27 protein-coding genes are annotated in these 23,373 nt (G+C 51.9%); 22 read left to right on the top strand and 5 right to left on the bottom strand.

What is annotated here, in order from left to right:
* Positions 1 to 43: 43 nt before the first annotated feature.
* The 4 genes from recF to dnaA all read right to left on the bottom strand — a co-directional run bounded on the left by recF (position 44) and on the right by dnaA (position 4,305).
* Positions 44 to 1,159, bottom strand: coding sequence for a DNA replication/repair protein RecF (gene recF, locus QZX60_RS04450; RefSeq protein WP_295361808.1), 1,116 nt, complete (start codon positions 1,157 to 1,159; stop codon positions 44 to 46).
* A complete protein-coding gene (locus QZX60_RS04445) occupies positions 1,156 to 1,383 on the bottom strand; it encodes an RNA-binding S4 domain-containing protein (protein WP_295361806.1) in 228 nt (75 codons plus the stop codon). The genes recF and QZX60_RS04445 overlap by 4 nt, the downstream gene beginning before the upstream one ends.
* Before the next feature lie 268 nt (positions 1,384 to 1,651).
* The gene (gene dnaN, locus QZX60_RS04440; protein ID WP_295361803.1) at positions 1,652 to 2,761 is read right to left on the bottom strand and encodes a DNA polymerase III subunit beta; all 1,110 of its coding nucleotides are present in this window, start codon (positions 2,759 to 2,761) and stop codon (positions 1,652 to 1,654) included.
* 179 nt (positions 2,762 to 2,940) lie between these two features.
* On the bottom strand, positions 2,941 to 4,305 hold the full coding sequence (gene dnaA, locus QZX60_RS04435; protein ID WP_295361801.1) for a chromosomal replication initiator protein DnaA: 1,365 nt from the start codon (positions 4,303 to 4,305) through the stop codon (positions 2,941 to 2,943).
* A gap of 385 nt (positions 4,306 to 4,690) precedes the next feature.
* Between dnaA and rpmH the strand changes: the two genes are divergently transcribed.
* The 17 genes from rpmH to rpsR all read left to right on the top strand — a co-directional run bounded on the left by rpmH (position 4,691) and on the right by rpsR (position 17,057).
* Positions 4,691 to 4,825 carry a 50S ribosomal protein L34 gene (gene rpmH, locus QZX60_RS04430; protein WP_154576411.1) on the top strand — a complete coding sequence of 45 codons (135 nt, stop codon included), beginning with the start codon at positions 4,691 to 4,693 and terminating at the stop codon, positions 4,823 to 4,825.
* 64 nt (positions 4,826 to 4,889) lie between these two features.
* Complete coding sequence (rnpA, locus tag QZX60_RS04425) at positions 4,890 to 5,222, top strand: ribonuclease P protein component (protein ID WP_295361799.1); 333 nt, start codon at positions 4,890 to 4,892, stop codon at positions 5,220 to 5,222.
* Positions 5,219 to 5,461, top strand: coding sequence for a membrane protein insertion efficiency factor YidD (gene yidD / locus QZX60_RS04420; protein WP_295361797.1), 243 nt, complete (start codon positions 5,219 to 5,221; stop codon positions 5,459 to 5,461). Before rnpA ends, yidD begins: the two co-directional genes overlap by 4 nt.
* Positions 5,462 to 5,511: 50 nt before the next feature.
* The gene (gene yidC, locus QZX60_RS04415) at positions 5,512 to 6,414 is read left to right on the top strand and encodes a membrane protein insertase YidC (RefSeq protein WP_295361795.1); all 903 of its coding nucleotides are present in this window, start codon (positions 5,512 to 5,514) and stop codon (positions 6,412 to 6,414) included.
* Between the two features lie 13 nt (positions 6,415 to 6,427).
* Positions 6,428 to 7,120, top strand: a complete 693-nt coding sequence (gene jag, locus QZX60_RS04410; protein ID WP_295361793.1) for an RNA-binding cell elongation regulator Jag/EloR — start codon at positions 6,428 to 6,430, stop codon at positions 7,118 to 7,120.
* Positions 7,121 to 7,217: 97 nt separating this feature from the next.
* Entirely contained in the window at positions 7,218 to 8,609 is a 1,392-nt protein-coding gene (gene mnmE, locus QZX60_RS04405; RefSeq protein ID WP_295361792.1) for a tRNA uridine-5-carboxymethylaminomethyl(34) synthesis GTPase MnmE, read from the top strand.
* Between the two features lie 18 nt (positions 8,610 to 8,627).
* Positions 8,628 to 10,511 (top strand): tRNA uridine-5-carboxymethylaminomethyl(34) synthesis enzyme MnmG, encoded by a 1,884-nt coding sequence (mnmG, locus tag QZX60_RS04400; RefSeq protein WP_295361790.1) that lies wholly within the window; start codon positions 8,628 to 8,630, stop codon positions 10,509 to 10,511.
* Positions 10,508 to 11,227, top strand: coding sequence for a 16S rRNA (guanine(527)-N(7))-methyltransferase RsmG (rsmG, locus tag QZX60_RS04395; RefSeq protein ID WP_295361788.1), 720 nt, complete (start codon positions 10,508 to 10,510; stop codon positions 11,225 to 11,227). The genes mnmG and rsmG overlap by 4 nt, the downstream gene beginning before the upstream one ends.
* Before the next feature lie 45 nt (positions 11,228 to 11,272).
* Positions 11,273 to 12,115, top strand: coding sequence for a ParB/RepB/Spo0J family partition protein (locus tag QZX60_RS04390; protein WP_295361786.1), 843 nt, complete (start codon positions 11,273 to 11,275; stop codon positions 12,113 to 12,115).
* A 36-nt stretch (positions 12,116 to 12,151) separates the two neighbouring features.
* On the top strand, positions 12,152 to 12,928 hold the full coding sequence (locus QZX60_RS04385; RefSeq protein ID WP_295361784.1) for a ParA family protein: 777 nt from the start codon (positions 12,152 to 12,154) through the stop codon (positions 12,926 to 12,928).
* Positions 12,918 to 13,820: a ParB/RepB/Spo0J family partition protein gene (locus tag QZX60_RS04380; protein ID WP_295361782.1), complete on the top strand. Its 903-nt coding sequence runs from the start codon at positions 12,918 to 12,920 to the stop codon at positions 13,818 to 13,820. Before QZX60_RS04385 ends, QZX60_RS04380 begins: the two co-directional genes overlap by 11 nt.
* 9 nt (positions 13,821 to 13,829) lie before the next feature.
* Complete coding sequence (locus QZX60_RS04375; RefSeq protein WP_295361780.1) at positions 13,830 to 14,744, top strand: hypothetical protein; 915 nt, start codon at positions 13,830 to 13,832, stop codon at positions 14,742 to 14,744.
* 72 nt (positions 14,745 to 14,816) lie between these two features.
* Positions 14,817 to 15,719: a mechanosensitive ion channel family protein gene (locus tag QZX60_RS04370; protein ID WP_295361779.1), complete on the top strand. Its 903-nt coding sequence runs from the start codon at positions 14,817 to 14,819 to the stop codon at positions 15,717 to 15,719.
* Positions 15,700 to 15,882, top strand: a complete 183-nt coding sequence (locus tag QZX60_RS04365; RefSeq protein ID WP_295361778.1) for a DUF951 domain-containing protein — start codon at positions 15,700 to 15,702, stop codon at positions 15,880 to 15,882. Before QZX60_RS04370 ends, QZX60_RS04365 begins: the two co-directional genes overlap by 20 nt.
* A gap of 160 nt (positions 15,883 to 16,042) precedes the next feature.
* On the top strand, positions 16,043 to 16,330 hold the full coding sequence (rpsF, locus tag QZX60_RS04360; protein ID WP_295361776.1) for a 30S ribosomal protein S6: 288 nt from the start codon (positions 16,043 to 16,045) through the stop codon (positions 16,328 to 16,330).
* Positions 16,331 to 16,364: 34 nt separating this feature from the next.
* Complete coding sequence (locus QZX60_RS04355; protein WP_295361774.1) at positions 16,365 to 16,802, top strand: single-stranded DNA-binding protein; 438 nt, start codon at positions 16,365 to 16,367, stop codon at positions 16,800 to 16,802.
* 24 nt (positions 16,803 to 16,826) lie between these two features.
* Complete coding sequence (gene rpsR, locus QZX60_RS04350) at positions 16,827 to 17,057, top strand: 30S ribosomal protein S18 (RefSeq protein ID WP_154576427.1); 231 nt, start codon at positions 16,827 to 16,829, stop codon at positions 17,055 to 17,057.
* A gap of 105 nt (positions 17,058 to 17,162) precedes the next feature.
* Here rpsR and QZX60_RS04345 read toward each other — a convergent pair whose 3' ends face one another.
* Positions 17,163 to 17,435, bottom strand: coding sequence for an acylphosphatase (locus QZX60_RS04345; RefSeq protein WP_295361771.1), 273 nt, complete (start codon positions 17,433 to 17,435; stop codon positions 17,163 to 17,165).
* Positions 17,436 to 17,615: 180 nt separating this feature from the next.
* Here QZX60_RS04345 and QZX60_RS04340 point away from each other — a divergent pair, with 180 nt between their 5' ends.
* Genes QZX60_RS04340 through rsmI form a run of 5 tightly spaced genes read left to right on the top strand, consistent with a single transcriptional unit; the run spans position 17,616 to position 23,278 of the window.
* Positions 17,616 to 18,581, top strand: a complete 966-nt coding sequence (locus QZX60_RS04340; protein WP_295361770.1) for a DUF2232 domain-containing protein — start codon at positions 17,616 to 17,618, stop codon at positions 18,579 to 18,581.
* A 2-nt stretch (positions 18,582 to 18,583) separates the two neighbouring features.
* Positions 18,584 to 20,554, top strand: coding sequence for a DHH family phosphoesterase (locus tag QZX60_RS04335; RefSeq protein ID WP_295361768.1), 1,971 nt, complete (start codon positions 18,584 to 18,586; stop codon positions 20,552 to 20,554).
* Positions 20,551 to 20,997, top strand: coding sequence for a 50S ribosomal protein L9 (rplI, locus tag QZX60_RS04330; RefSeq protein WP_295361767.1), 447 nt, complete (start codon positions 20,551 to 20,553; stop codon positions 20,995 to 20,997). Before QZX60_RS04335 ends, rplI begins: the two co-directional genes overlap by 4 nt.
* Before the next feature lie 14 nt (positions 20,998 to 21,011).
* Complete coding sequence (dnaB, locus tag QZX60_RS04325; protein WP_295361766.1) at positions 21,012 to 22,388, top strand: replicative DNA helicase; 1,377 nt, start codon at positions 21,012 to 21,014, stop codon at positions 22,386 to 22,388.
* 35 nt (positions 22,389 to 22,423) lie between these two features.
* Complete coding sequence (gene rsmI / locus QZX60_RS04320; RefSeq protein WP_295361765.1) at positions 22,424 to 23,278, top strand: 16S rRNA (cytidine(1402)-2'-O)-methyltransferase; 855 nt, start codon at positions 22,424 to 22,426, stop codon at positions 23,276 to 23,278.
* Positions 23,279 to 23,373 lie beyond the last annotated feature (95 nt).

Raw genomic sequence — 23,373 nt, 5'->3', positions numbered from 1 at the left:
AATGTAAATCTTAAATCGCGATGTTCGCGAGTGGCTGCTTCATTTATTGTGAAATTTGATGGCCGTTCTGCACGGTCACAATGCGCTTCATCTCTTCCGGATAGCGGTCTGCAAACCGGCTGTCGGTACAGGTGATCAGCGCCTGGGTCTGACCGAGGATCTCGAGGATTTTCTCCTGACGCCGGTCGTCCAGCTCCGACAAAATGTCGTCGAGGAGCACGATGGGCCGGTCGCCGGTCATCTTTTGGTAAATGTCGATCTGTGAAAGCTTCAGCGCGATGGCCGCGGTGCGCTGCTGCCCCTGGGACGCAAACTTCCGCGCCTCCATCCCGTCGATCGCGATCAGCAGATCGTCGACGTGGGGGCCGCAGACCGTCGAGCCCTTGGCAATATCCTCGTTTCGGCCAGCCTTCAATTTTTCGGCAAATCGCTTTTGAATCACGGCCTGATCCGCCGCTTCGGCGATCAAATTGCTCGAATAGCTCAGGCTCAGCTGCTCTCTGTGATCGGATAGGGAAGCGTGGAGCGCCTTGGCCGTCTCGTTGAGCCGTTTCAAATAGGCCAGGCGGTAGACGACGAGCTTGGCGCCGTTTTCGACGAGCTGCTCGTCCCAGCCCTCTAAAAGCACCGCCATCGACGGTGAGCGCCTGATCTCCTTGAGCAGGGCGTTTCGCTGGGACAGCGCCTTTTTGTAATTTTTGAGCACCGGCAGATAACCGGGCAGGTAGCCGCTGATTTCCTCGTCGATGAATTGACGGCGGCGCGCCGGACCGGCCTTGACGATGCGCAGATCGTCGGGCTCGAAGAGAATGGTGTGCAGCAGCTTGTGCACGTCCCGCTGGCGCCGGCTCGAATGGCCGTCCACGACCCACGTCTTGTGGCCGTCCTTGACCTGAAGGGCGAGCCGATGGTGAATGCCCTTGGTTTCGGCCTCCGCCTCGACCGCGAAGCCGTTGAGACCCGCATCGTGCTGCATCATCAGATCGGCGGTGTGATTCGTCCGGTGGGAATAGCCGCGGGAGAGCAGAAACAAGCCCTCGAGCATGTTGGTCTTGCCCTGGGCATTGGCGCCGGTGATCACGTTGATGCGCGGCGACAGCTCAAAGGTTTCGTCCCGGTAGTTGCGGAAATGGCGAAGCGTCAGCCGCTTGACGATCATGGCGTGTCTTCGGCCGTGACCTCAAGGGCCTCGCCGAGTCCTTCCACTTCGACTCGATCCCCTGGGTAGATTTTCTTGCCCCGGGCTGTGACGACCTCGCCGTTGACCGTGACCATTTCGTCTAAAATCATCGCCTTCGCGACGGAACCGCTCTCGGCGACACCGGCGAATTTCAACAGCTGGTCCAATTTAATGAATTTGGAATAAATCTGAATGGTTTTCATCTTAAACTTCTTTTTTATCCTTAATTTCAAGATTTATAACTTGCACCCTTTTTTTCTTAGAAAAATTTTTTATCGGGCTGAAAAATGCTTTTTTCGCTCTCAAATCGTCATAAAAAGGGCTGGGCCTTATTATATCAAATAAAAAGAGAATTTGCACGCGCTTTCAAAGGCTTTCATGCAAATTCTCTCGGTTTTTTCAGTTTATCTTTTTCGGATTTTAATTCAAAGTTAATTGAACCGCTTTTCTATAATTGTAAGCCCTTTGGCTTTACATATCGTCGGACACGCGGACTGGCAGAATCAGCGTGATGAAGCTTTCGTCGTCGCCGACGATCAGCGCCGGCCCGACGGGATTGGTCAGGCGGATCGTGATGGTGTCTTCAGAGATGGCGCGCAGGGCGTCGATGATAAATTTCGAGTTGAAGGCGATGCGCAGGTCGTCCCCGGTTTTCTGAATCGAGATGACTTCGTGCACTTCGCCGATGTCCGCGTTGGAGGTCAGCGTCAGCTCGTCGATGCCGATGTCCAGCTTGATTAAATTGTTTTTGCCTTCCCGAGCGAGCAGCGCGGCGCGTTCGGTACTGTCGAGCAGTTCCTTGCGGCTCAGCGTGATTTCCGTATTGGTATCCTTCGGAATGATGTGCTGGTAGTTGATGAATTCCCCTTCGAGCAGGCGGGAGGTGAACTGCGTGTCGCCAATCGTGAAGAAAATCTGCGATTTTGACAGGTTCACCTGGATGTCGTCGTCGACGCCGGAAAGCATTTTTTCAAGCTCGGTCATGCTCTTGCCCGGCACAATGATCGAGACTGGCTGGTTGATCGGTTGGGAGAGCTTGCCGCGGCGCAGCGCCAGCCGATAGCCGTCGAGGGCTACGACTGTGATGCGGTCGTCCTCCAGCTCGAGCTTCAGGCCCGTGAGCACCGGAATGTTTTCCTTCAGGGCAACGGAGAAAATCGTCCCGCGGATCAGGTCGTAGAGGGTTTCGGCCTTGATCGAGAAGGTGTAATCGTCGATGATTTCCGGGAAGGCCGGGAAGTCTTCCGGCGACATACCCTTGATCGTGTAGGTCGAAAGCTGACACGTCATTTTTAACGTGTCCTTGCCGGCGCTTTCAAAGTAGATGTCATCTCCTGAAAGTCTGCGGACCAAGTCCGAAAGAAAGTTGGACTGCAGAATGATGGCGCCGTCTTGTTCGATGTGGGCGGGCAGTGTCGTTTTGACACTGATTTCCAGATTGGTGGAGGTCAGCACGATTTTTTGATCGGTCGCTTCCATTAATACGCCTTCGAGAATCGGCATCGTGGTTTTGCGGGCGACGCCCTTGGATGCGATCGCCAGGGCGTGGACGAGATCGGCTTTAGAACAATCGAATTTCATAGTGTGCTCCTTGTTTGGGTTGCATTGTATAAATATTAATTTATTTTAGTAATAATAATGATAGAACCTGTTTAAGCTGTGGATAACTGAATTTTCCTCAGAATGACGCCGGATGACGTCAATCAAATCTGTGTGTCCACATGTGTAAAGGCTGTGGAAAACTGTCTTCAGCTTGGGGATTATTCGCCTTTGATTTCGCTTTGGATCCGCAGCACCAGATTTTTGAAGTCGGTGTTTTTTTCGATATTTTCGCTGATTTTCTGGCAGCCGTGAATGACCGTCGAGTGGTCGCGTCCGCCGAAAGCTTCGCCGATGGCGGGCAGAGACATCGACGTCATTTCCCGACACAGGTACATGGCGACCTGGCGCGGCGTCGTGACGGCCTTCGTCCGTTTCTTGCTGTTCATGTCTTCGACGGTGGTGTTGAAGTACTTGGCGGTGATTTCCTTGATGTAGTCGGCGTTGATTTCGTGCTGCTTTGAGACGAACAGATCGGCCAGGGATTCCTTCGCGAAATCGAGGGAAATCTTTTCGCCGTGCAGCTTGGAGTAGGCGACGACGGTGGTCAGCGCGCCTTCCAGTTCACGGATGTTGGAATGGATGTTGTTGGCGATAAAGCTGAGGACGTCGTCTGGAATTTCTTCTTTATAAGTTTCGGCCTTTTTTCTCAAAATCGCCATTCGGGTTTCAAAATTCGGCGCGGAAATATCGGTGATCAGGCCCATTTCGAATCGGCTGCGCAGCCGTTCGGCCAGTTTCGGAATTTCCCGCGGCGGCCGGTCTGAACTGATGACGATCTGCTTGTCTTCGTCGTGCAGCGCGTTAAAGGTATGGAAGAATTCTTCCTGGGTTCCTTCCTTGCCGGACAAAAATTGAATATCGTCGATGAGCAGGATATCGACATTGCGGTAGCGGTTTCTAAAGGACGTGTTGCTCTTGTTTTGGATCGCGTCGATGAATTCGTTGGTAAAGGTTTCGCAGGACACGTACACCACTTTCTTTTCCGGGGTGTAGGTCATGATGTAATTGCCGATGGCCTGCATCAAGTGGGTTTTGCCGAGACCGACGCCGCCGTAGATAAACAGCGGGTTGTACTGTTCCGACGGGGCTTCTGCGACGGCGACGCAGGCCGCGTGGGCGAAGCGGTTGTTTTCGCCGATGACGAAGCGTTCAAAGGTGTACTTTGGATTGATGCCGGAGCTGTTGTTAATCGGCGGTGTCTCCACCGGTTTGGATTTATTCGGCTTGTCGGATTCGACACTGTCTTCCAATTCGTCGATTTCGCTTTCATCAAATATAAAGCAGGCTTCAATATTTTTTTTGTTCATCGCAAAGGACAGGGCGTTGCTGATCAAGTCCTTGTGCCGGTTTTCGAGAACCGATTTGTTAAATTTACTGGAATTTGGGACCTGAAGATAAAATTTATTGCCGCGGATAGCCACAGGTTTGAGGGGTTCAAACCAGGTGGTGAAGCTGACAAATGGCATTTCCTCTTCAATGGAGCTGAGCGCTTTTTCCCATATTTCGTTTATAGATTCTTCCACATTTTTCTCCGTTTTTCGATATGAGGTTGTGGATAAGCGAGAGACGGCAATCACTTTTAACACGCTGTGGATAAAATTTCCCCCAGTGTACCGTGTTGATTATTTAGAATTATGACGGTTTTTCCACACTTATCCTCAGAATTATCCACAATTATCATAAAATTGTGGATAATTCACTGTGTAAACTGTTGATAATGTGCATACATTATAGCAAAATCCCATTGTGCATTCAAGCTTTCCACAGTTCAGCAGGCGTCAAATTTTAAACAAATCACTTGACAGAGCCGGACCGGTCATAATATAATCTTCAGGTAATATGGGAATTTTTAATTTGGTCTTTTTGTATTCAATTTATCTAATGTAGAGAAATAGAGAGGAGCATGAAATGAAACAGACATTTCAGCCTAAAAACAGACAGAGAAAGAAAGAACACGGATTCAGAAAAAGAATGTCCACGAAGAATGGACGCCTTGTATTAAAAAGAAGAAGACAAAAGGGTCGTTCTAAATTATCTGCATAAATACTGCTGACCGTTTCACAGACGGTCTTTTTTATAATTTGATTTGGAGTTGAGAGTTGTGAAAATGACTTCTCTGAAAAATTCGAAGAATTTTGATCGCGTCTTTCACGACGGACAGCGATTCGGCAATCGGCATTTTCAATTTTATTATTTGAAAAATCGGAAAAGTACCAATCGTCTGGGTATTATTGTTAGCAAGAAAGTGTCGAAGCGCGCCGTTGTCCGCAATAAAGTCAAGAGAAGAATCAGAGCTTCTTATCAGAATGAGCTGGAAAGGATCCAGCAGGGGTACGATCTGATCATCGTCGCGAAAAAGCGGTGTGCAGAGGATCCCTACCGCGATCTCGACCGTTCGTTAAAACATTTGTTTTACAAAACAAAGCTGGAAAAATCATGACGAAATTGTTGAATTTTCTGAGCCGTGGGCTTCAGAAGATTTGCTTGATTCTGATCCGGGGATATCAGCGGGTTATTTCGCCGCTGTTTCCGAGGCACTGCCGGTTTTATCCGACCTGTTCGGCCTACTGCTACGAGGCCATTGCCAAGTACGGGCCCTTCAAGGGCGGGCTGCTCGGGCTCAAACGGATTCTGAGATGCCATCCCTTTAATCCGGGAGGATACGACCCGGTGCCTTAACGGTCATCACCAATTCAAAATCAAACACTCCAGGGAGAAAATATTACTCAATGCATTTTTTATATCAAGGATTCGGCTGGGTCTTGTACCAGATCTTCCGACTCGTCGGGGATTATGGGTACGCCGTAATTTTGTTCACCGTCATTGTCAAGACCATCATTCTGCCGCTTAACATCAAGCAGACAAACTCGATGAAGGAAATGCAGGCCATTACACCTGAGGTTCAAAAACTTCAGAAAAAATACAAGAACAATCCTGAAAAGCTGAATATGGAGACCATGAAGCTCTACAAGCTCTACAAGGTCAATCCAATGTCCGGCTGCCTGCCTTTGCTGATTCAGCTGCCGATCATCTGGGGTCTTTTCGGCGCACTGCAGAATCCTCAGAAATACGTCTTTACGTCCGGCAATTTGTCAGCGCTGCATCAATCCTTTTACTGGATTCCAAATCTGGGGAAACCCGATCCGTACTACATCCTGCCGATCGTCGTTGTGGTGGTCACATTCCTGACCCAGAAGTTCACGACGGATTATTCCACGGCAGATCCGGCGACGGCGACTTCTCAAAAAGTGATGATGATCATCATGCCACTGATGATTGGCTGGTTCGCACTTAAGATGCCAGCTGGGGTCAGCTTGTACTGGGTGGCGCAGAGCGTCTACACCTTCATCCAGCAGTTCATCGTGATGCGCAGACCGGTTAAGCTTGTGCCGATCGAAGAAGCAGAACGCCGCGTCAAGGAACAGGAAGAAAAGGATAAGCGTGAAAAACGCGACAAGCTGAAGGCTTCGGCTGAAATCCGCCAGCAGGCGATGAACGCGCAATTCGGCAGATCCACCCAGAAATCCAGCAAGATGAACAGACCCAAGACGAAGCCGGCTTCCAAGCGCCGCGTGGTGACGAAGATTCCCCACAGTGACGAAAGAACCAAAAAGCCGGACAAGTCAAATTGATGGAGCATAGTGAATGAGTCAAACAATTACTGAAAAAGGAAAAACGATAGACGAAGCGGTTCAGAAGGCCCTTGAAACGCTGTCGGCTGAAAGAGATCAGGTCGACATCAAGGTTGTTCAGGAACCAGAAAGCGGTTTTATCGGTATTTTCGGGAAAAAGGAAGCCATCGTCGAAGCGACGCTGAAGGAAACCTTCGATCCGGAGGTTCAGGCGGAAGCTTATGTGGAAGATGAATCCGAAAAGATTCAGGCGATGGCGTCGACATTCTTGTCCGACATGTTCAATGCGATGGATTTGGATGTGAAAATTGACACCGCCTACGAAACCGAAGACGATGTCTTAAAAGTCGAATTGTCCGGCGACAAGATGGGGCTGCTGATTGGCCGCAGGGGACAGACCCTCGACGCCATTCAGTATCTGACCAGCTTGGCTGTCAACAAGCAGACGGATCATCACATCCGCATCAGCATCAATACCGAACACTACCGTGAAAAACGTCAGCAGACGCTTGAAAATCTGGCCCACAAAATGGCCAATAAGGTCGCCCGCAGTCATCGGAAGTTCTCACTTGAACCGATGAATCCGGGAGAACGCCGCATCATTCATGCGACACTCCAGGACGACGGCCGGGTCTATACCTACAGCGAAGGACAAGATCCTTACCGCTATGTCGTCATAGATCTGAAAGAGAACGATCAGGAATAACACGTCCATACAAACTGGTGAAAGCAGTTCGTGATGGAGATGTGCCGCTGCACATTTCCGACTGCTTTCACTTTTTTTATTATAAAGGGGAAAGATTATGAACAATGTATTAAGCGATGATGTGATCGCGGCGATCTCAACGCCAGTGGGTACCGGCGGCATTGGCATCGTGCGGCTGTCGGGCGCCGAGTCCCTTCAGGTGGCCGATCGCGTTTTCATGTCGCCTTCTGGGAAATCCGTCACGTCCTTTCCATCTCATACGATTCACTACGGTCATGTGGTTGGGAGGGACGGCGCAGTGATCGACGAGGTGATGCTCACAGTGATGCGGGCGCCGAAAACCTACACCCGCGAGGACATCGTCGAAATCAACTGCCACGGTGGCAATGTCGTCGTCGGCATGGTGCTTCAGGCTGTGATCGATGCTGGGGCGCGTCTGGCAGATCCCGGTGAATTTACACAGCGCGCCTTTGTCAACGGGCGCATCGATCTGTCCCAGGCGGAGGCGGTCATGGACGTGATCGACGCCAAAACGGAAGCTGGCGTTTCCTATTCGCTGAATCAGCTTTCCGGCGGCCTTTCCAAAAAATACCAAGGGATCGATGACGAGCTGCTCCATCTTTTGACTTATATCGACGCGGCCCTCGATTACCCCGAGTACGATGTCGAGGAGGTCACAGAACAAGAGCTGGATCAGAACATTCATCACATGATCGACGAGATCGACGAGCTGCTTCAATCCGCCAAGGTTGGGAAGGTTGTCCGCGACGGGATTGACACGGTGATCCTCGGTGAACCTAACGTCGGCAAGTCGTCGCTGATGAACAAGCTGCTTCACGAAGAAAAAGCGCTGGTGACGAATATTCCCGGCACGACGCGGGATACCATTGAGGATTATCTCAATATCGGCGGCGTGCCCTTTCACATCATCGACACGGCGGGCATCCGCGAAACCGACGATGTGATTGAAAAAATGGGTGTGGAACGCGCCAAACAGATGGTGAACCAGGCAGAGCTTGTCCTTTACATCGAAGATGTTTCACGTGAAACATCTAACGGCGATCAAAAGTGGATGTCTTTGCTCGAAGGAAAAAAAGTTCTACATATATATAATAAGTCGGATCTGATCGATGAAGACGATCAGGCATCGCTGAAGGATCATTTGAGCGACAACCAAATCGTGCTGTCGGTTAAGAGGGAGGAAGGGCTTCAAACCTTAAAGCATAAAATGGTCGAAATGGCTGTCGGTTCGGATTCGGTCGTGCGCAAGGACGACCCGATCGTCTCCAACGTCCGTCACATTTCGCTTTTGAAACAGGTCCGCCAGAATTTGGAAAGTGCCCTTGAAAGTATGGCGATGGGCATGTCGGTTGACATTGTCGCCATCGATTTGAAGGACGCATTGGACAATTTGCGGAAAATCACCGGTCAGTCTCTTGGAGACGACATTATCGATCAGATTTTTGCAAACTTCTGTCTCGGAAAATAAACACGAAAGGAAATAGTTATGGCATATCAAGCTGAAAGTTATGAAACCATCGTCATCGGTGCGGGCCACGCTGGTTGCGAAGCCGCTCTGGCCACAGCGAGGAAGGGCCACAAGACGCTGCTGTTGGCCATTAATTTGGATTCCGTCGCGATGATGCCGTGCAACCCGTCCATCGGCGGCACGGGCAAGGGCCATCTCGTCCGGGAAATTGACGCCCTCGGCGGCGAAATGGGGAAAAACATCGACGCGACGATGATCCAGTGTAAAATGCTCAACACCGGGAAAGGCCCAGCGGTGCATTCGCTTCGCGCTCAGGCGGATAAAAAGGCCTATCAATTCCGCATGAAGGAAGTCATTGAAAACACGCCGAATTTGACCCTGCGCCAGCAGGAAGCGACAAAGCTCATCATTGAAGATCACAAAATCACTGGGGTGCAGGTGCGCACCGGCGCGACCTACGCGTGCCAGACCTGCGTCGTCTGCACCGGGACGTACCTCAACGGCAAAATCTTCATGGGCGAGGTACAGTACGACGGCGGCCCCAACGGAATGTTTCCGGCGCGCTTTTTGTCGGACAGTCTCCGGGACGCCGGGTTTGACCTGCAGCGGTTTAAGACCGGGACGCCTGCCCGCGTCGATGAAAAAACCCTCGACTATTCCAAGATGAAGGTGCAGAAGGGAGACGAGGAAATCACCCCGTTTTCATTTGAAACGGAATCTATCGACATCGACCAGATCGACTGCTACCTGACCTACACCAACGAAGCGACCCACAAAATCATCCGCGACAATTTGGACCGCAGCCCATTAGTGACCGGGGACGTCGTCGGTGTGGGCCCGCGTTACTGCCCGTCCATTGAAACGAAGGTTGTGCGGTTTGCCGACAAGGATCATCACCAGATGTTCATGGAACCGGAAGGCCTGCACACCCGCGAGGTTTACGTGCAGGGGATGTCGTCCTGTCTGCCGGAGGAAGTGCAGATCGCGCTGTACCGGACGGTGCCGGGTATGGAACACGTGCAGTTCATGCGCTCGGCCTACGCCATTGAGTACGACTGCATCCACCCGACGGCTCTCAAAGCCACGTTGGAAAGCAAGGATATTCACGGCTTGTTTTTCGCCGGTCAGATCAACGGGACCTCGGGCTACGAGGAAGCTGGGGCGCAGGGAATCGTCGCCGGCATCAACGCCGGGCTCTATCTGGAAAACGCAGAGCCAATGATCCTCGACCGCTCTCAGGCTTATATCGGTGTGCTCATTGACGACATCATCAACGAAGACGCCAACGAGCCTTATCGGATGATGACGTCTCGGGCGGAATACCGGCTGCTGCTCCGTCAGGACAATGCGGATTTGAGACTCACGCCCATTGGACGGCGGGTTGGCCTGATTTCGGATGAACGCTACGCCCACTTCTTAAATAAGAAGGCGGATATCGAGGCGGAAAAGGAACGCCTGAAGTCGACAACGGTTTCGCCGTCTGAAAGGGTCAACGCCGTACTGACCGAGCTCGGTACGACGCCGCTCACCTCGGGGCTGCCGATGGCGCAGCTTCTGAAACGGCCGGAGCTGACCTACGACGCTTTGAAGCCGATCGATCCGGAACGGCCAGCGCTTTCGAGACAGGTTCGGGAAGAAGTAGAAATCCAGCTGAAGTACGAAGGCTACATTCAAAAGCAGGACCGCCAGGTTGTTCAGTTCAAGAAGCTTGAGGAAAAACGCATTCCTGAAGGGATTGATTACGCCGACATCCAGGGACTCAGACTCGAGGCCGTTGAAAAGCTCAAATCGGTCCGGCCGATGTCCATTGGACAGGCCTCCCGGATTTCTGGCGTCAACCCTGCCGATATTGCCGTACTGCACGTTTATTTGGAAAATCACAGAGAGCTCTTTAAAAAATGATGGATCAAGCTTACGATAATTTTAAGAAGATTTTCGTTTCGGAGTCGCCGATTGCGATCAGCGAGGACAAGCTCCAATTGCTTTACGCGTTCATGAACGAAATGAAGGCGACCAACGTTCACGTCAATTTGACGCGGATCGTCGACGATCGGGATTTTATTGAAAAACATTTATTGGACGCGATCACCTGTCCGCTGAAGGAAGACGCTGACGCCATTCTCGACGTCGGTTCGGGCGGCGGCATCCCAGGGGTGCCGCTGGCGATTTGTCATCCGGAAAAGCATTTTACACTGCTGGACAGCACGGGCAAGAAGATGAAAGCCGTCGAACAAATTGTGAACGCCATCGGCTTAAAGAACGTCAGCTTTCTCGTCGGCCGCGCCGAAGATTACGGAAAAGACCCCAAGTATAGAGAACAATTCGATGCGGTCTGCGCCCGAGCCGTGGCGGCGTTCAACATTCTCGACGAGCTCTGTGCGCCCTTTCTCAAGGTTGGCGGCACCTTTTACGCTTGGAAGGGGCAGCAGGCAGAGGCCGAAATTGCCGAAGCGGGGCAGGGCCCAAGTCTGTTGGGATTGGGATCAATCCGCACCACACAGAATTTAATACTGAAAAACGCGACGTTTCATGTTATAATTCAATGTGACAAAATCGGCAGCACTCCGAAGAAATACCCGAGAAATTACGGAAGAATTGTCAAAAAGCCTTTAGCTTAATTGTCGGAGTGCGATGTTTCACGTGAAACATCAGGAGCTAAGTGTATGAGAAAAAAGAAAAAAGATTTATTAAAGGGGCGCAAGAAAGAACCAGGCGGCCGCATTTTAGAGGTGCCGGTCGATCAGATTATTCCGAATCCCAATCAACCGAGACAGGTTTTCGACGAGGAACACTTAAAGGAATTGGCTGAATCGATCAAGACTTACGGGGTGATTCAGCCGATTCAGGTGCGGAAGCTGAACAACAACCTTTACGAGCTGGTATCCGGCGAAAGACGGCTGCGTGCGTCAAAGCTCGCCAAGCTCAAAACCGTTCCGGCGATTGAGGTGAAGATCAACGACCAGGATTCGGCAGTCTTGGCGATCATCGAAAACGTCCAGCGCGAGGATTTGAATTATTTCGAGGAAGCCGAGAGCTATCAGCAGCTGATTAAGTATTACCATATGACCCAAGAACAGGTGGCCAAGCTGATCGGAAAATCTCAATCCTTTGTCGCGAACAAGCTGAGACTGATCAAGATGGACGACGAGGTCATCGAAGCGGTTAAAAAAGCCGGACTTTCAGAACGCCACGCCCGGGCACTGCTCAAGGTGCCGGATAAGGACATTCAGCTTGAAGTCATCGACCAGGTCAAGCGGCGGGATTTGAATGTCAAAAAGACGGAAAGGCTCGTGGAGAAAATCCGAAACGAGGTGCTGGTCAACAATTACGACGAAAAGATCACACCGGGTAAAAAGGCCAGAGTCAAGTCCTTCATCAACGCGCAGATTTATTTGAACACGATCAAGACCGCTTTTAAGGAAGTACAGCGGACCAAGCAGGACGCCAAGTACAAGGAGACAGAAAAAGAAGACAAAATTGTTGTGACGATCACGATCCCCAAATAATCGGATCGGCGGATCATCCACTGGAAAGGAAAGCCAATGTCAAGAGCAAAAGTTATTTCAATATTCAACCAAAAGGGAGGCGTCGGAAAGACGACGACGTGTATGAATCTGACAGCGGCGCTGAGTATAGACGGGTACCGCGTTTTGACCGTCGACATCGACCCTCAGGGCAACACGACCAGCGGCTTCGGTATCGAAAAGAACGACCTCGACAAGAGCATCTACGACGCGCTGATCAACGGTCAAGATCTCAGAGAAGTCATTTTGACTACCGGATACGACCGGCTCAACCTGCTGCCCTCCAACATCGACTTAGCCGGATCGGAAATCGAGCTGGCGCACATGTCTCAGCGGGAAACCCGGCTGCGCAAGGTGCTCGATCCGGTTCTCGAGTATTACGACTACGTCTTTATCGACTGTCCGCCGTCATTGGGTCTTTTGACCATCAACGCACTGACAGCGTCGGATTCCGTGCTGATCCCCATTCAATGCGAATACTACGCACTGGAAGGGGTCGGCCAGTTGATTTCGACGATCAGCCTTGTTAAGAAAGGTTTGAATCCCAAACTCGATATCGAAGGCGTTTTGATGACGATGTACGATTCTAGGACGAATTTAGCTGTGCAGGTCGTCGGAGAAGTCAAGTCTTACTTTAAAGATAAAGTTTACCGCACGAAGATCCCGAGAAACATCCGACTGGCTGAAGCGCCGAGCTTCGGTGAGACGATTTTCGAAAACGCGCCGAACTCTAAAGGCGCCATTGCGTATGCGGAACTTGCGAAGGAATTTATCGGGAGGGAACATGTCAAGTAAGAAACACCACAACGGTTTAGGTAAGGGCTTGGCCGCATTGATCTCCGACGATATCCATTTCGATGAAAACGGGGGTCTCGAAGAAGCGCAGTCCGAATCGAACTCCCATCAGGACGGTCAGCTGATTGTCGAGCTGCCAATTGGCAAGATTCGGCCCAATCGGGATCAGCCGAGAAAACATTTTGACCAGCGGGCCCTCGAAGAGCTGGCGGCGTCGATTAAAGAACACGGCGTGCTGCAGCCCTTGGTCGTCAAGCAGGAGCAGGGCGCTTATACGATCATCGCCGGCGAACGGCGCTGGCGCGCGGCGACACTGGCTGGCCTCGATACGGTACCGGTCGTCGTCAAGGATATGTCCGACCGGGAAGTGGTCGAAATCGCGCTGATCGAAAACGTACAGCGCGAGGATCTCAATCCGATTGAAGAGGCAATGGCCTTTGAACAGCTCGCGAAGCACTACAATTTAACGCAGGGCGAAATCGGCATCCGCATCGGCAAAAGCCGGGCGGCTGTGACCAATGTGATGCGGCTGCTCAAGCTGCCAGTTTCGGTGCGGAAGATGGTGCTGAACAATCAGCTCAGCGGCGGACACGCCCGGGCGCTTCTAGGCCTGGACGACGCAGAGACGATGGCATCACTGGCACAGAAGGCCGTCGAGCGGAATTGGTCGGTCCGTGAAATGGAAGATCAGGTGCGCCGGCTTAAAAATCCTCGGCAGAAAAAGGAAAAGAAGCCCAAGGATCCTTACTTGGTCGACGTTGAAGATCAATTAAGAAATCATTTAGGCACGTCCGTTACACTGACCCCAAAAAACAAAAAGGGGAGCGGAAAGATCACCATCGATTATTCCTCAACGGATGAATTGAATCGGATACTGGATTTGCTCAAATAAGGAGGCAATATGAATAAAGGAATACGATTGAGGAGGCGGCTGAATTCACTGTCGACGGCGCTGATTGCCAATATTTTGAACCTGCTGCTTATCTTAATCTTTAAGGGGATTCTCGACGCCGGCGTCAAATCGAATGGCAGCTACAACATGACTTACGGGGTGATCGAGCTGGTCGTCATCGTCGGGTTCTGGATCTATTTCACCTACGCGGCCTTTAAATCGTCTACGGACGACGACGACAACCAGGTGTTCGGCAAATATCTGCTTTACTCGCTGCTGCCGACGGTGATCATGGCGGTGCTGACGACGGTCATCATTTTGAAGGGCCATCCCGGCATTCGCTTCCTGAAGGTTTGGAACGCCTTTACCTTTGTCGTTTCGCCGACACTGTATTTGTTCCTGCCTTTCGGTGTACTGTCTGTATGGCTGGGCAGCCGCGTGCCGTTCATCGCCTTCATGTTCATCTGCATCGGTGTGATCGCAGCGGCGCAGGCTGTGGGCTACGCCTTCGGGGCACAGTCCAGAAAGGTAAGCGAAGCGAAGGACCGCAAGCGCAAGGCCCTCGAAGACAAGTACATGCTCGAACAACAGGAAAAGGCCGAAGCCGGCGAAACAGAAGAACCGCAAAAGGCTCAGCCGAAACCGGCTGCACCGAAGGCCAAGACACGGCGCAGACGTCCTGACGCAGGCGACCCGTTGAGCGATGTGGAATCGCCAGCGGTCATCGAAACCGAAGCCTTCTCACCGATTACCGATGAAATGATCGATAAGGTGCTCCGCGAGGAACGCAAAAAGCAGCGTGAAGCACAGCAGCAGAAAAGAAAATCGGAACGCTCAGAAAAATCGAAGCCGACGGAAAAATCCGACGGCCCCAAATGGGTCAGCACCGATCAAAAGGATATCAGCAGACGGAAAAAGAAATAATGCGAATTAAAAAATGCAGCCCACGCTGCATTTTTTATTTAAAAGAGAAAGGGTCATATTAAAGGAAACAAAATGAACGAGATCGATCAAACTTATTTCGGCAGAGTCTGGACACATTTTGTCGGCTCCATCAACACGGACGTGATTGTGAACAAGGTCATCAGCGTCGCGCTGACCATTCTGGTCATGTGGATCGCGTCAAAGGTTTTGACAGCCATCATCAAGCGTACGCTGAAGCTCACGAGGAAAAGCCCGCTGACCAACACGCGGGAGGACGAAAAGCGCAGCACGACCATTGCGAAGCTGACGAAGTCGGTGGTCAACACGACGATCATGATTGTCGGCATCCTGGTTATCTTATCCTACTTCATTAATATTTCGGCGCTGATTACAGTCGCCGGCGTCGGTACAGTTGCCGTCGGCTTTGGCGCGAAGCGCATCGTCGAGGACGTGATTTCCGGATTCTTCATCATCATGCAGGAACAATTTTACGTCGGCGATTACATTGAGCTTGACGACGGACACAGCGGCATCATCGAAGACATTTCGACGATGATGACCTCGATCCGTCAGGACGACGGCAGCTTGTACATCGTGCGCAACGGCGAAATCAACCATCTGGTCAACCGCTCGCGGGGCTACTACCGCAAAAGCGTGGACATCAAGGTGGACGGCAGCGCCAGCGTCGTCGACGTGACGAAGATCGCCAACAAGGTCTGCGACATTGTGTACAACGACGACAAGGAGCTCTTCCCGGTTCGGCCAAAGATGCTGGGCATGACGGAAATGGACGGCTCCTACGCGACGCTGCGGCTCTTCGTGTTCTCCGACGCCCTGCATTCGCTGAGCGCTGAAGTCACGATGCGCCAGGCGATTTACCAGGCGATGGAAAAGGCCGGTGTCGCTATTCCGAAGAACACCGTCTGGGTCGTGGAAGAAAAGGAAGGCGGAAGCGATGGCAAACAGGCAGTATGAGGTCGGCAGTGTGGTCGAAATGAAGAAGGGGCACCCCTGCGGTGAAAACCGCTGGGAGGTGATCCGCCTCGGCATGGACATCCGCCTCAAATGTACGGGGTGCGGCCGCGTGGTCACGCTGCCTCGGCAGAAATTCGAAAAAATGTTCAAAAAAATTTTATAAGTTCCAAAGAAAAATCTTGATTCCACAGACGGGAGTCTGATATAATACGCACAGTATGTATCCTTGCACAGAGGGTGTGCTTTCATTTATTTGAAAGGTGTACTCCTGCTGAAGGGCAGGCCAAAACTGTGCCAAATTTAGACCATAAGGAGGTGAAACCATGAAGGCTTACGAAACAGTATTTGTTTTGAATCCGGATATGGAAAAAGAAGCGATGGACGCCATTATCAATAACGTCAAATCTGTTATTGAAACAGCTGGTGAAGTAGATGGTGTCGATGAATGGGGCAAGCGTAAACTCGCTTACAAAATCGCGAACAAATATACCGAAGGGTATTACGTTCTGGTTACATTCAAGGCTGAACCGTCAGTTCTCGACGAATTGAACCATCGTTACTTAATCAACGACAATATCATCCGCGATATGATCGTTGCGATTGAAGACTAATTGTTTTTGATAAATTAGGAAAGGAAACGGAGCGATGAATAAGGTTATTTTAGTTGGGCGTTTAGCTCGAGATCCGGAACTGCGGACCACGACAAACGGCACGTCTGTGTGTTCATTTGCCATTGCGGTCGATCGCCGCTTCAAACGGGACGGTCAGCCGACCGCGGATTTCTTTAACGTCACCGCGTGGGGCAAACAGGGCGAAATCATCAGCCAGTACCTGCGCAAAGGCCGCCAGATTGCCATCTCCGGCCGCCTTCAGACTCGGAATTACACTGCGAATGACGGGTCGAAGCGTTACGTGACAGAGGTCGTTCTCGAAGAATTTGACTTTATCGGCAGCCGCAACGATACGGGCGCGCCGATGAACAATTCTCAGCCCAGCAACAATAACAGCGTGTCCCTTGACGGCAATGACGATATCGATGAAGATTTCCATCTGCTGGCAGACGACGACGACGTACCGTTCTAAGCTCCATCAATAAGGAGAAATAATATGCCAAGACCATTCAGAAGAAGAAGAAAAGTTTGCGAGTTCTGCGAAAACGAAGATTTAAAGGTCGATTACAAAGACGTTGCTACTTTGAGAAAATACGTTTCTGAAAGAGGCAAAATCTTACCGAGACGCGCAACCGGCGCCTGCGCAAAACATCAGCGTAAAATTACTCAGGCTGTCAACCGCGCACGCAACCTCGCATTGCTGCCATATCAGTCAGACAACTTTTAATAAGCATTTTAAGCCATTAAAAAACAGAAGGAACAATTCCTTCTGTTTTTTATTTTAACGCCTAATTTCATTGTTTATTTAGTTCGTTTTTCTTAATCATTTAGATTAATATCTGACGTGAAAGACCGTCTCACCGGATTCGAGGGGAATCTGTTTTTTTTCGAGAGAACGGATGCGGATCCACCGCGACTCGGTTTTCAGTTTTTGGATAAAAAAATCGATATTGCCGGGATCGCCTTGGACTTCCATTTCGACGCTGCCGTCGTAGCAGTTGCGGACCCACCCGGTCAAGTTGTAGAGACTGGCCAGGTGAGAGGCGGTGTAGCGGAAGCCGACCCCCTGCACGCGGCCCGATACGAGAATGTGATAACGAATCATGATGACCTCCGAAAACTAGAATTCAAATTCATTACGCATATTTTAACATAACGCGCAATAGATAATCCGATTATAACCCGAGGAGTTAATGAAAAATACACAGGGCTATGCTATAATATCTCATTACGAAAAAAGACAGCATAAGAAAAACGACAACAGTATAATTGAATAGAGGCTTTTATGAAAACAAAATCAATTTGGGAACCCATCCTTTACGGCGCGATCGCCGGGATCATTCCCTGTTTATTTCAGAGAATACCGATCTTGATCTTCCTGTATCTGTTTATCCCGATTTTATGGGTGGATCTGGGCCGCAGGGAAGGGTTCAAAAAAACGATTCTGCCGACGGTCGTCGCGCCAATTGTGATGATCCTGACACGCAATCCCGTCATGATTTTCACCTGTACGTGTTATTTGGCGTTGACCGGCATCGGTCTGTCCTGGATGTACGAAAAGGAAATGAGCGGGAAGCAGCGGATGATCGCCGCCTACGCCGCGGTTTTTCTGTCGATCATCGGCGGCATGATCGTCTATCAAATCGTGCACCATACGGCGTTCATCGGGGTGCTGGCAAAGGGGATTGAGACTTACGCTAAAAATCTGACGGCTTCGTATCAGAACACGGATATCTTTACGAAAAGCCAGATGGCGCAAGTGCAGTCCGCGATCGACAGCCTAATCGACCAGACCAAGCAGGCCCTGCCGTCGTTCTTTTTGATCCTGCCCTTTTTTGCGGCATGGATTTTGGTCATCGCCTGCGACAAGACCGTCAGCCGGACCCGTCCGGCCGCGCAGCCCCTTCGGCCGATCAGCCACTGGATGATGTCCAAACCCCTGCGGAATTTTCTGTTAATCCTGCTGATCGTGCTGCTGATCGCACAGTTTACCGCAGGCTCTGGCAACATTTACGTCACAACGCTGAACAATTTAGTCGATCTGGGCTTTTCGATGATGGGGCTGTCCTTTTTGTACTGGCTCTTCAATCGGCGGCTGCCGAAGGAAAGCATGGGCCGAAAGGTTCTGATCTGTATTGTGCTGCTGATCATTCCGTCCAGTGCGATGTTTTTGTCATTGATCGGGATTGTGGACGTCTACACGAATATGCGTCTGATCATCGTGTTGAGAGACAGCGGTAGGAGACGGTAGTCATGAATAAAATATTTACAGCCAATACATTGCTTGCGGCCATCGGCGTGGTGACCGGCCTTTACGTCTGTGAGGATCATTTTGTCATCGGCGCGGTGATCATCGGCCTGACCTTTGCCGTCGTCGTCGGCGCGCAGATCATCGAACACCAGCGGATCAAGAAGACGGTGTCGACTAAAAAGCTGATCGAGCGCAAGGTTTCGAAAATCACCCACGACCGGATGTACGAAATGCCCGTCGCCATCGCGATTACGTCGGATGACGGCCGGGTGTTGATGACCAATCGGCTGTTTGTGCGCCAGTTTGGCAAACAGACCAGCAAAACCGGCACGAATTTCGCGCAGATCATCGGGATTGACCCGAAAAAGGTCAAGGCCGACGGGACGTTCCACGAGCTCAATTACGAAGACCACGCCTACCTGATGAGTGTGACCGAGTTCTTCAGGGCTGAAAAGCGCAAGCTTTTGTTCCATCTGTTCGACATTACCCAGATTAAAAACAGCGAGGCCCATTACCACCACAGCCGCACAATTCTCGGGTATATCCAAATCGATAACTACGAGGATTTGAGCGAAAGCCTCTCGCCGCAATGCCGAACGGAGCTCTTCGCGCAGATCGACGTGGTGCTGAACCGCTGGGCGCAGCACAACGGCGTCGTGCTTCAGAAATTTGAAAACAGCCATTACCTGATGGTCTTTTCCCGCGACGACCTCGAAAAAATGGAAGCCGACCATTTCCGGGTGCTCGATGAAGTCCGTGAGCTCAGCAAGGAGGGCGGTGCCGTGTCGCTGTCTATCGGGATTGAAGATTCTGAAGAGCATTCGACGCTGCCCGAAGCGGAAGAAGGTTCCCGCTCGGCGCTGGACATCGCTCTGGCCCGCGGCGGCGACCAGTGCGTCGTTCGGAAAGACGACCACAATATTTATTACGGCGGCGAAACCGAAGCGAAGGAAAAGCGCACGAAGGTGAAGGCCCGAGTCAAGGCGCAGGCGCTGCAGGAGCAGATTGTGGAAGCGCGCAACGTCGTCATCATGGGGCATCAGATGCCGGATATGGACTGCGTCGGCTCGGCGATCGGGCTGATCGGCGCCTGCCGGGCACTGAACCGCGAGGCGAAATTCGTACTCAAGGAAATCAACGTCAGCATCCGCTCGATCATGGATTATTTGAGCAAGGACGCCAATTATACCGAGTGCTTCATCAAGCCGCAGGAAGCGGAAAACTATATTGAAGAGGGGACACTGCTCATCGTCGTCGACACCCAAAACAAGAACTACGTCGAGATGCCGGAGCTGGTGGATCAGGTCAAAAACAGCGTGCTCATCGACCATCACCGCCCGTCGGGCACCGCGATCAAGGCGTCGGTGTTCTCGTACATTGAAGCCTACGCATCGTCGGCCTGCGAGCTGGTCTGCGAGCTGCTCCAATATTTCAACAAAAAGGACATCATGGGCAAGACCGAAGCCAATGCGCTGATGGCCGGGATCTGCATGGACACGAAAATGTTCATGTCCAAAACCGGCGTGCGCACCTTCGAGGCGGCGTCCTATCTGAAGCGCAAGGGCGCCGACACGGTCATTGCCAAAACTCTGCTTCAGAACGATATCGAAACTTATTCGGCGCGTACGGAAGCGGTGACCAACGCCGAATTTTACGACAACTCCATCGCGATCTCGCTGTACGAAAATCACAACGCCAACGGCAAGCTGATCGCGGCCCAGGCGGCAGACGAGCTGCTCAACATCCGCGGGATCACCGCGTCCTTTATCCTGCTGAAAAGCGATGAGGGGATCTGCATCAGCGCCCGTTCAATGGGCGAGGTGAATGTCCAGCTGATATTAGAAAAACTTGGCGGCGGCGGCCATTTGACGATGGCCGGCGCTCAGTTAACCGACTGCGACGATCTGCAGGAAGCCAGGAAAAAGCTGATCGCCGCGATAGAATCCTATAAAGAAGGGAAAACAGAATCATGAAAGTAGTATTATTAAAAGATGTAGCAAATGTGGGTAAAGAAGGCGAAGTCGTCAATGTCAAGAGCGGCTACGGCAACAATTTTCTGATCAAAAAGGGACTAGCCGTCAAGGGCACAAAGGAAAACATCGAAAAGGCCAAGGCTCACCAGGCTGAACTGGCAAAACAGCGCGAAGAAGCGCGTCAGGCGGCCATTGATCTCGCGAAGAAGCTGGACGAATCTCAGTTAATTATCAAGGAACGGGCTGCGGATGACGGCGTGCTGTTCGGCTCTGTGACCAATAAAAATATCGCGGAACACCTGGAAGCTGACCTCGGTCTCGTGGTCGATAAGCGCAAAATCGACATGCCGGAAGTCATCCGCAACGTCGGTCATTTCACGGTCAAAATCAAAACCGCGCCGGGCGTCATCGGCAAGCTGACGGTCATCGTCACTGAAAAATAAGAGTCCCCAATGCAATGCCTGCTGTAAAACCTAAAGAGCTGCCCCACAACCTGGAGGCGGAGGCCTCTGTTCTGGGCGGGCTCATCGTCAATTCCGAACAGCTGATGACGGCCGAGGAACACCTTCGGCCCGAGGATTTCTTTTCAGCCCGAAACCGGCTGATCTACGAAAACATGCTGAAGATGCGGGAGGAAGGCATCCCGATTGACTTGGTCACGCTGACCGAGCGCCTGGCCAATCTGAATCTGATGGAAAAGATCGGCGGCCCGGTTTATCTGGCCGAGCTTCAAAATGCGATGCCGATGTTTGCCAACTTCGAGCATTACTGCATCATCGTTCAGGATCAGGCATTGATCCGCCGTCTCGTCGAGGCGTCGTCGAGCATCATCGACGACTGCTACGGCGAGTTCGAAAACGTGTCGGACGTAGTCGAAAGGGCCGAAGAGAAAATCTTCAAGGTTGCGGAAGGACAGATCACCGGCGATTTCACGAGCGTTCAGGATGTCGTCAACGAAACGCTGGATCACATCGAAAAGGTCCGCGAAGCCGAGGGCGAGCTGACGGGGCTGGCCACCGGATTTTCCGAGCTGGATTTCAAGACCTCCGGCCTTCAGAATTCCGACTTGATTTACGTCGCGGCGCGTCCGTCCATGGGGAAGACCGCCTTCGCGCTGAACCTCGCCCAGTACGCGGCGATTCACGAAAACGCGACGGTCGCCATCTTCAGTCTCGAAATGTCCCGGACGCAGCTGCTCCAGCGTATGCTGTGCTCCGAAGGACTCATCGACCTGTCCAAGGTCCGTAAGGGGACGCTGAGCGACGAGGAATGGCAGATTCTCGGCGACGCCTCGGCGCGGCTCTACGGCACGAAAATCTGGATCGACGACACCGGCGGACAGACGCTGGCCGATATTCGAGCCAAGACTCGGCGGATGAAGGCCGAAAAAGGGCTCGACCTGGTGGTCATCGACTACCTGCAGCTGATGAGCGGCCGCGGCCGTTCGGAAAACAGACAGAACGAAGTGTCGGAAATCTCCCGTGGGCTTAAGGCGCTGGCCAGAGAACTGGACTGCCCAATCATCTGCCTGTCGCAGCTGAGCCGTGCGCCGGACGGAAGACCGGACCACCATCCGCTGCTTGCGGACCTGAGAGAATCCGGTTCCATCGAACAGGACGCCGACGTCGTTCTTTTTTTGTACCGCGAATACTATTACGACAAGGAAAACGGCAATCCGTACATGGCCGAGCTGGACGTCGCCAAACAGCGTAACGGTCCGACCGGCCGCATCAACCTGACCTGGCGTCCGGAATACACCCGCTTCATGGATTGGGCGGACGATAAGCAGTACCCGGATGAGCCGGCGCCCGCTGCGGCGAACGTGCCGTTTTAAAACGGCTTATAATTTTGATTCGAAAAGGAGCGCACATGCCACTGTCAATCGTCGGAACACCGATCGGCAACCTCGAGGATTTTTCCGTTCGGGGCGTGAGGACTTTAGAGGAAGCGGATCTAATCGCGGCGGAGGACACCCGCAACACGATCAAGCTCCTCAACCATTTTGATATTCACACGCCGATGACGGCTTACCATAAATTTAACGAGAAGGCCGTGACCGGGGAGCTTGTCGAGAAAATGCAGGCCGGCGCCCACATCGCACTGGTCTCTGATGCGGGGATGCCCGTACTTTCAGATCCGGGGCGAATCTTGATCCGAGCCTGTCAGGACGCGGGCATCCCGGTGACCGCGGTGCCCGGACCGACGGCGTCGGTGACGGCGGTCGCGCTCTCGGGCATCAACTGCCAGCATTTCGTGTTTTACGGCTTTCTGGGAAAATCGAATCAGTCGATTCAAGAGGGCTTGACGGCGATCGAAAAATCGCCGTGGCCGGTCGTAGTTTACGAAACGCCCCACCGCCTGCTGAAAACCCTGTCCAAAATGGCGGCGCAATTTCCCGATCGGGAAATGAGTATTTCCCGGGAAATAACGAAGCGCTACGAACAGACCAGGCGGGACACGGTGGCGGGACAGCTCGATTATTTCACCGAACACCCGCCGAAAGGGGAATTCGTCCTGGTCATTGACGGGGCCGGCGAATCAGCAATGGTGGCGGATGACGCCGCAGCCCGCCTGTCGGAAGGGCCGATTGCCGAGCACATGGCCCATTACTTAAATCAAGGCATGCAGGAAAAGGACGCGATGAAAGCTGTCGCGAAAGACCGGGGCATTTCGAAGCGGGAGGTCTACAAAATGGTCAAAATTGACGGCGGTTCGCCGTCGTGACGCCGGCCTATTGAACATTTAAATGGGATAAATTATAATAGAATCAGAAACGATATCAGGAAACAAAAGCGGACTCCGCTTTTGATCAGAGAGGA

The sequence above is a fragment of the uncultured Pseudoramibacter sp. genome (genome assembly GCF_903789625.1).
GTDB classification, from domain to species: domain Bacteria; phylum Bacillota; class Clostridia; order Eubacteriales; family Eubacteriaceae; genus Pseudoramibacter; species Pseudoramibacter fermentans.
This window is presented reverse-complemented; position numbering and strand designations above follow the sequence as displayed.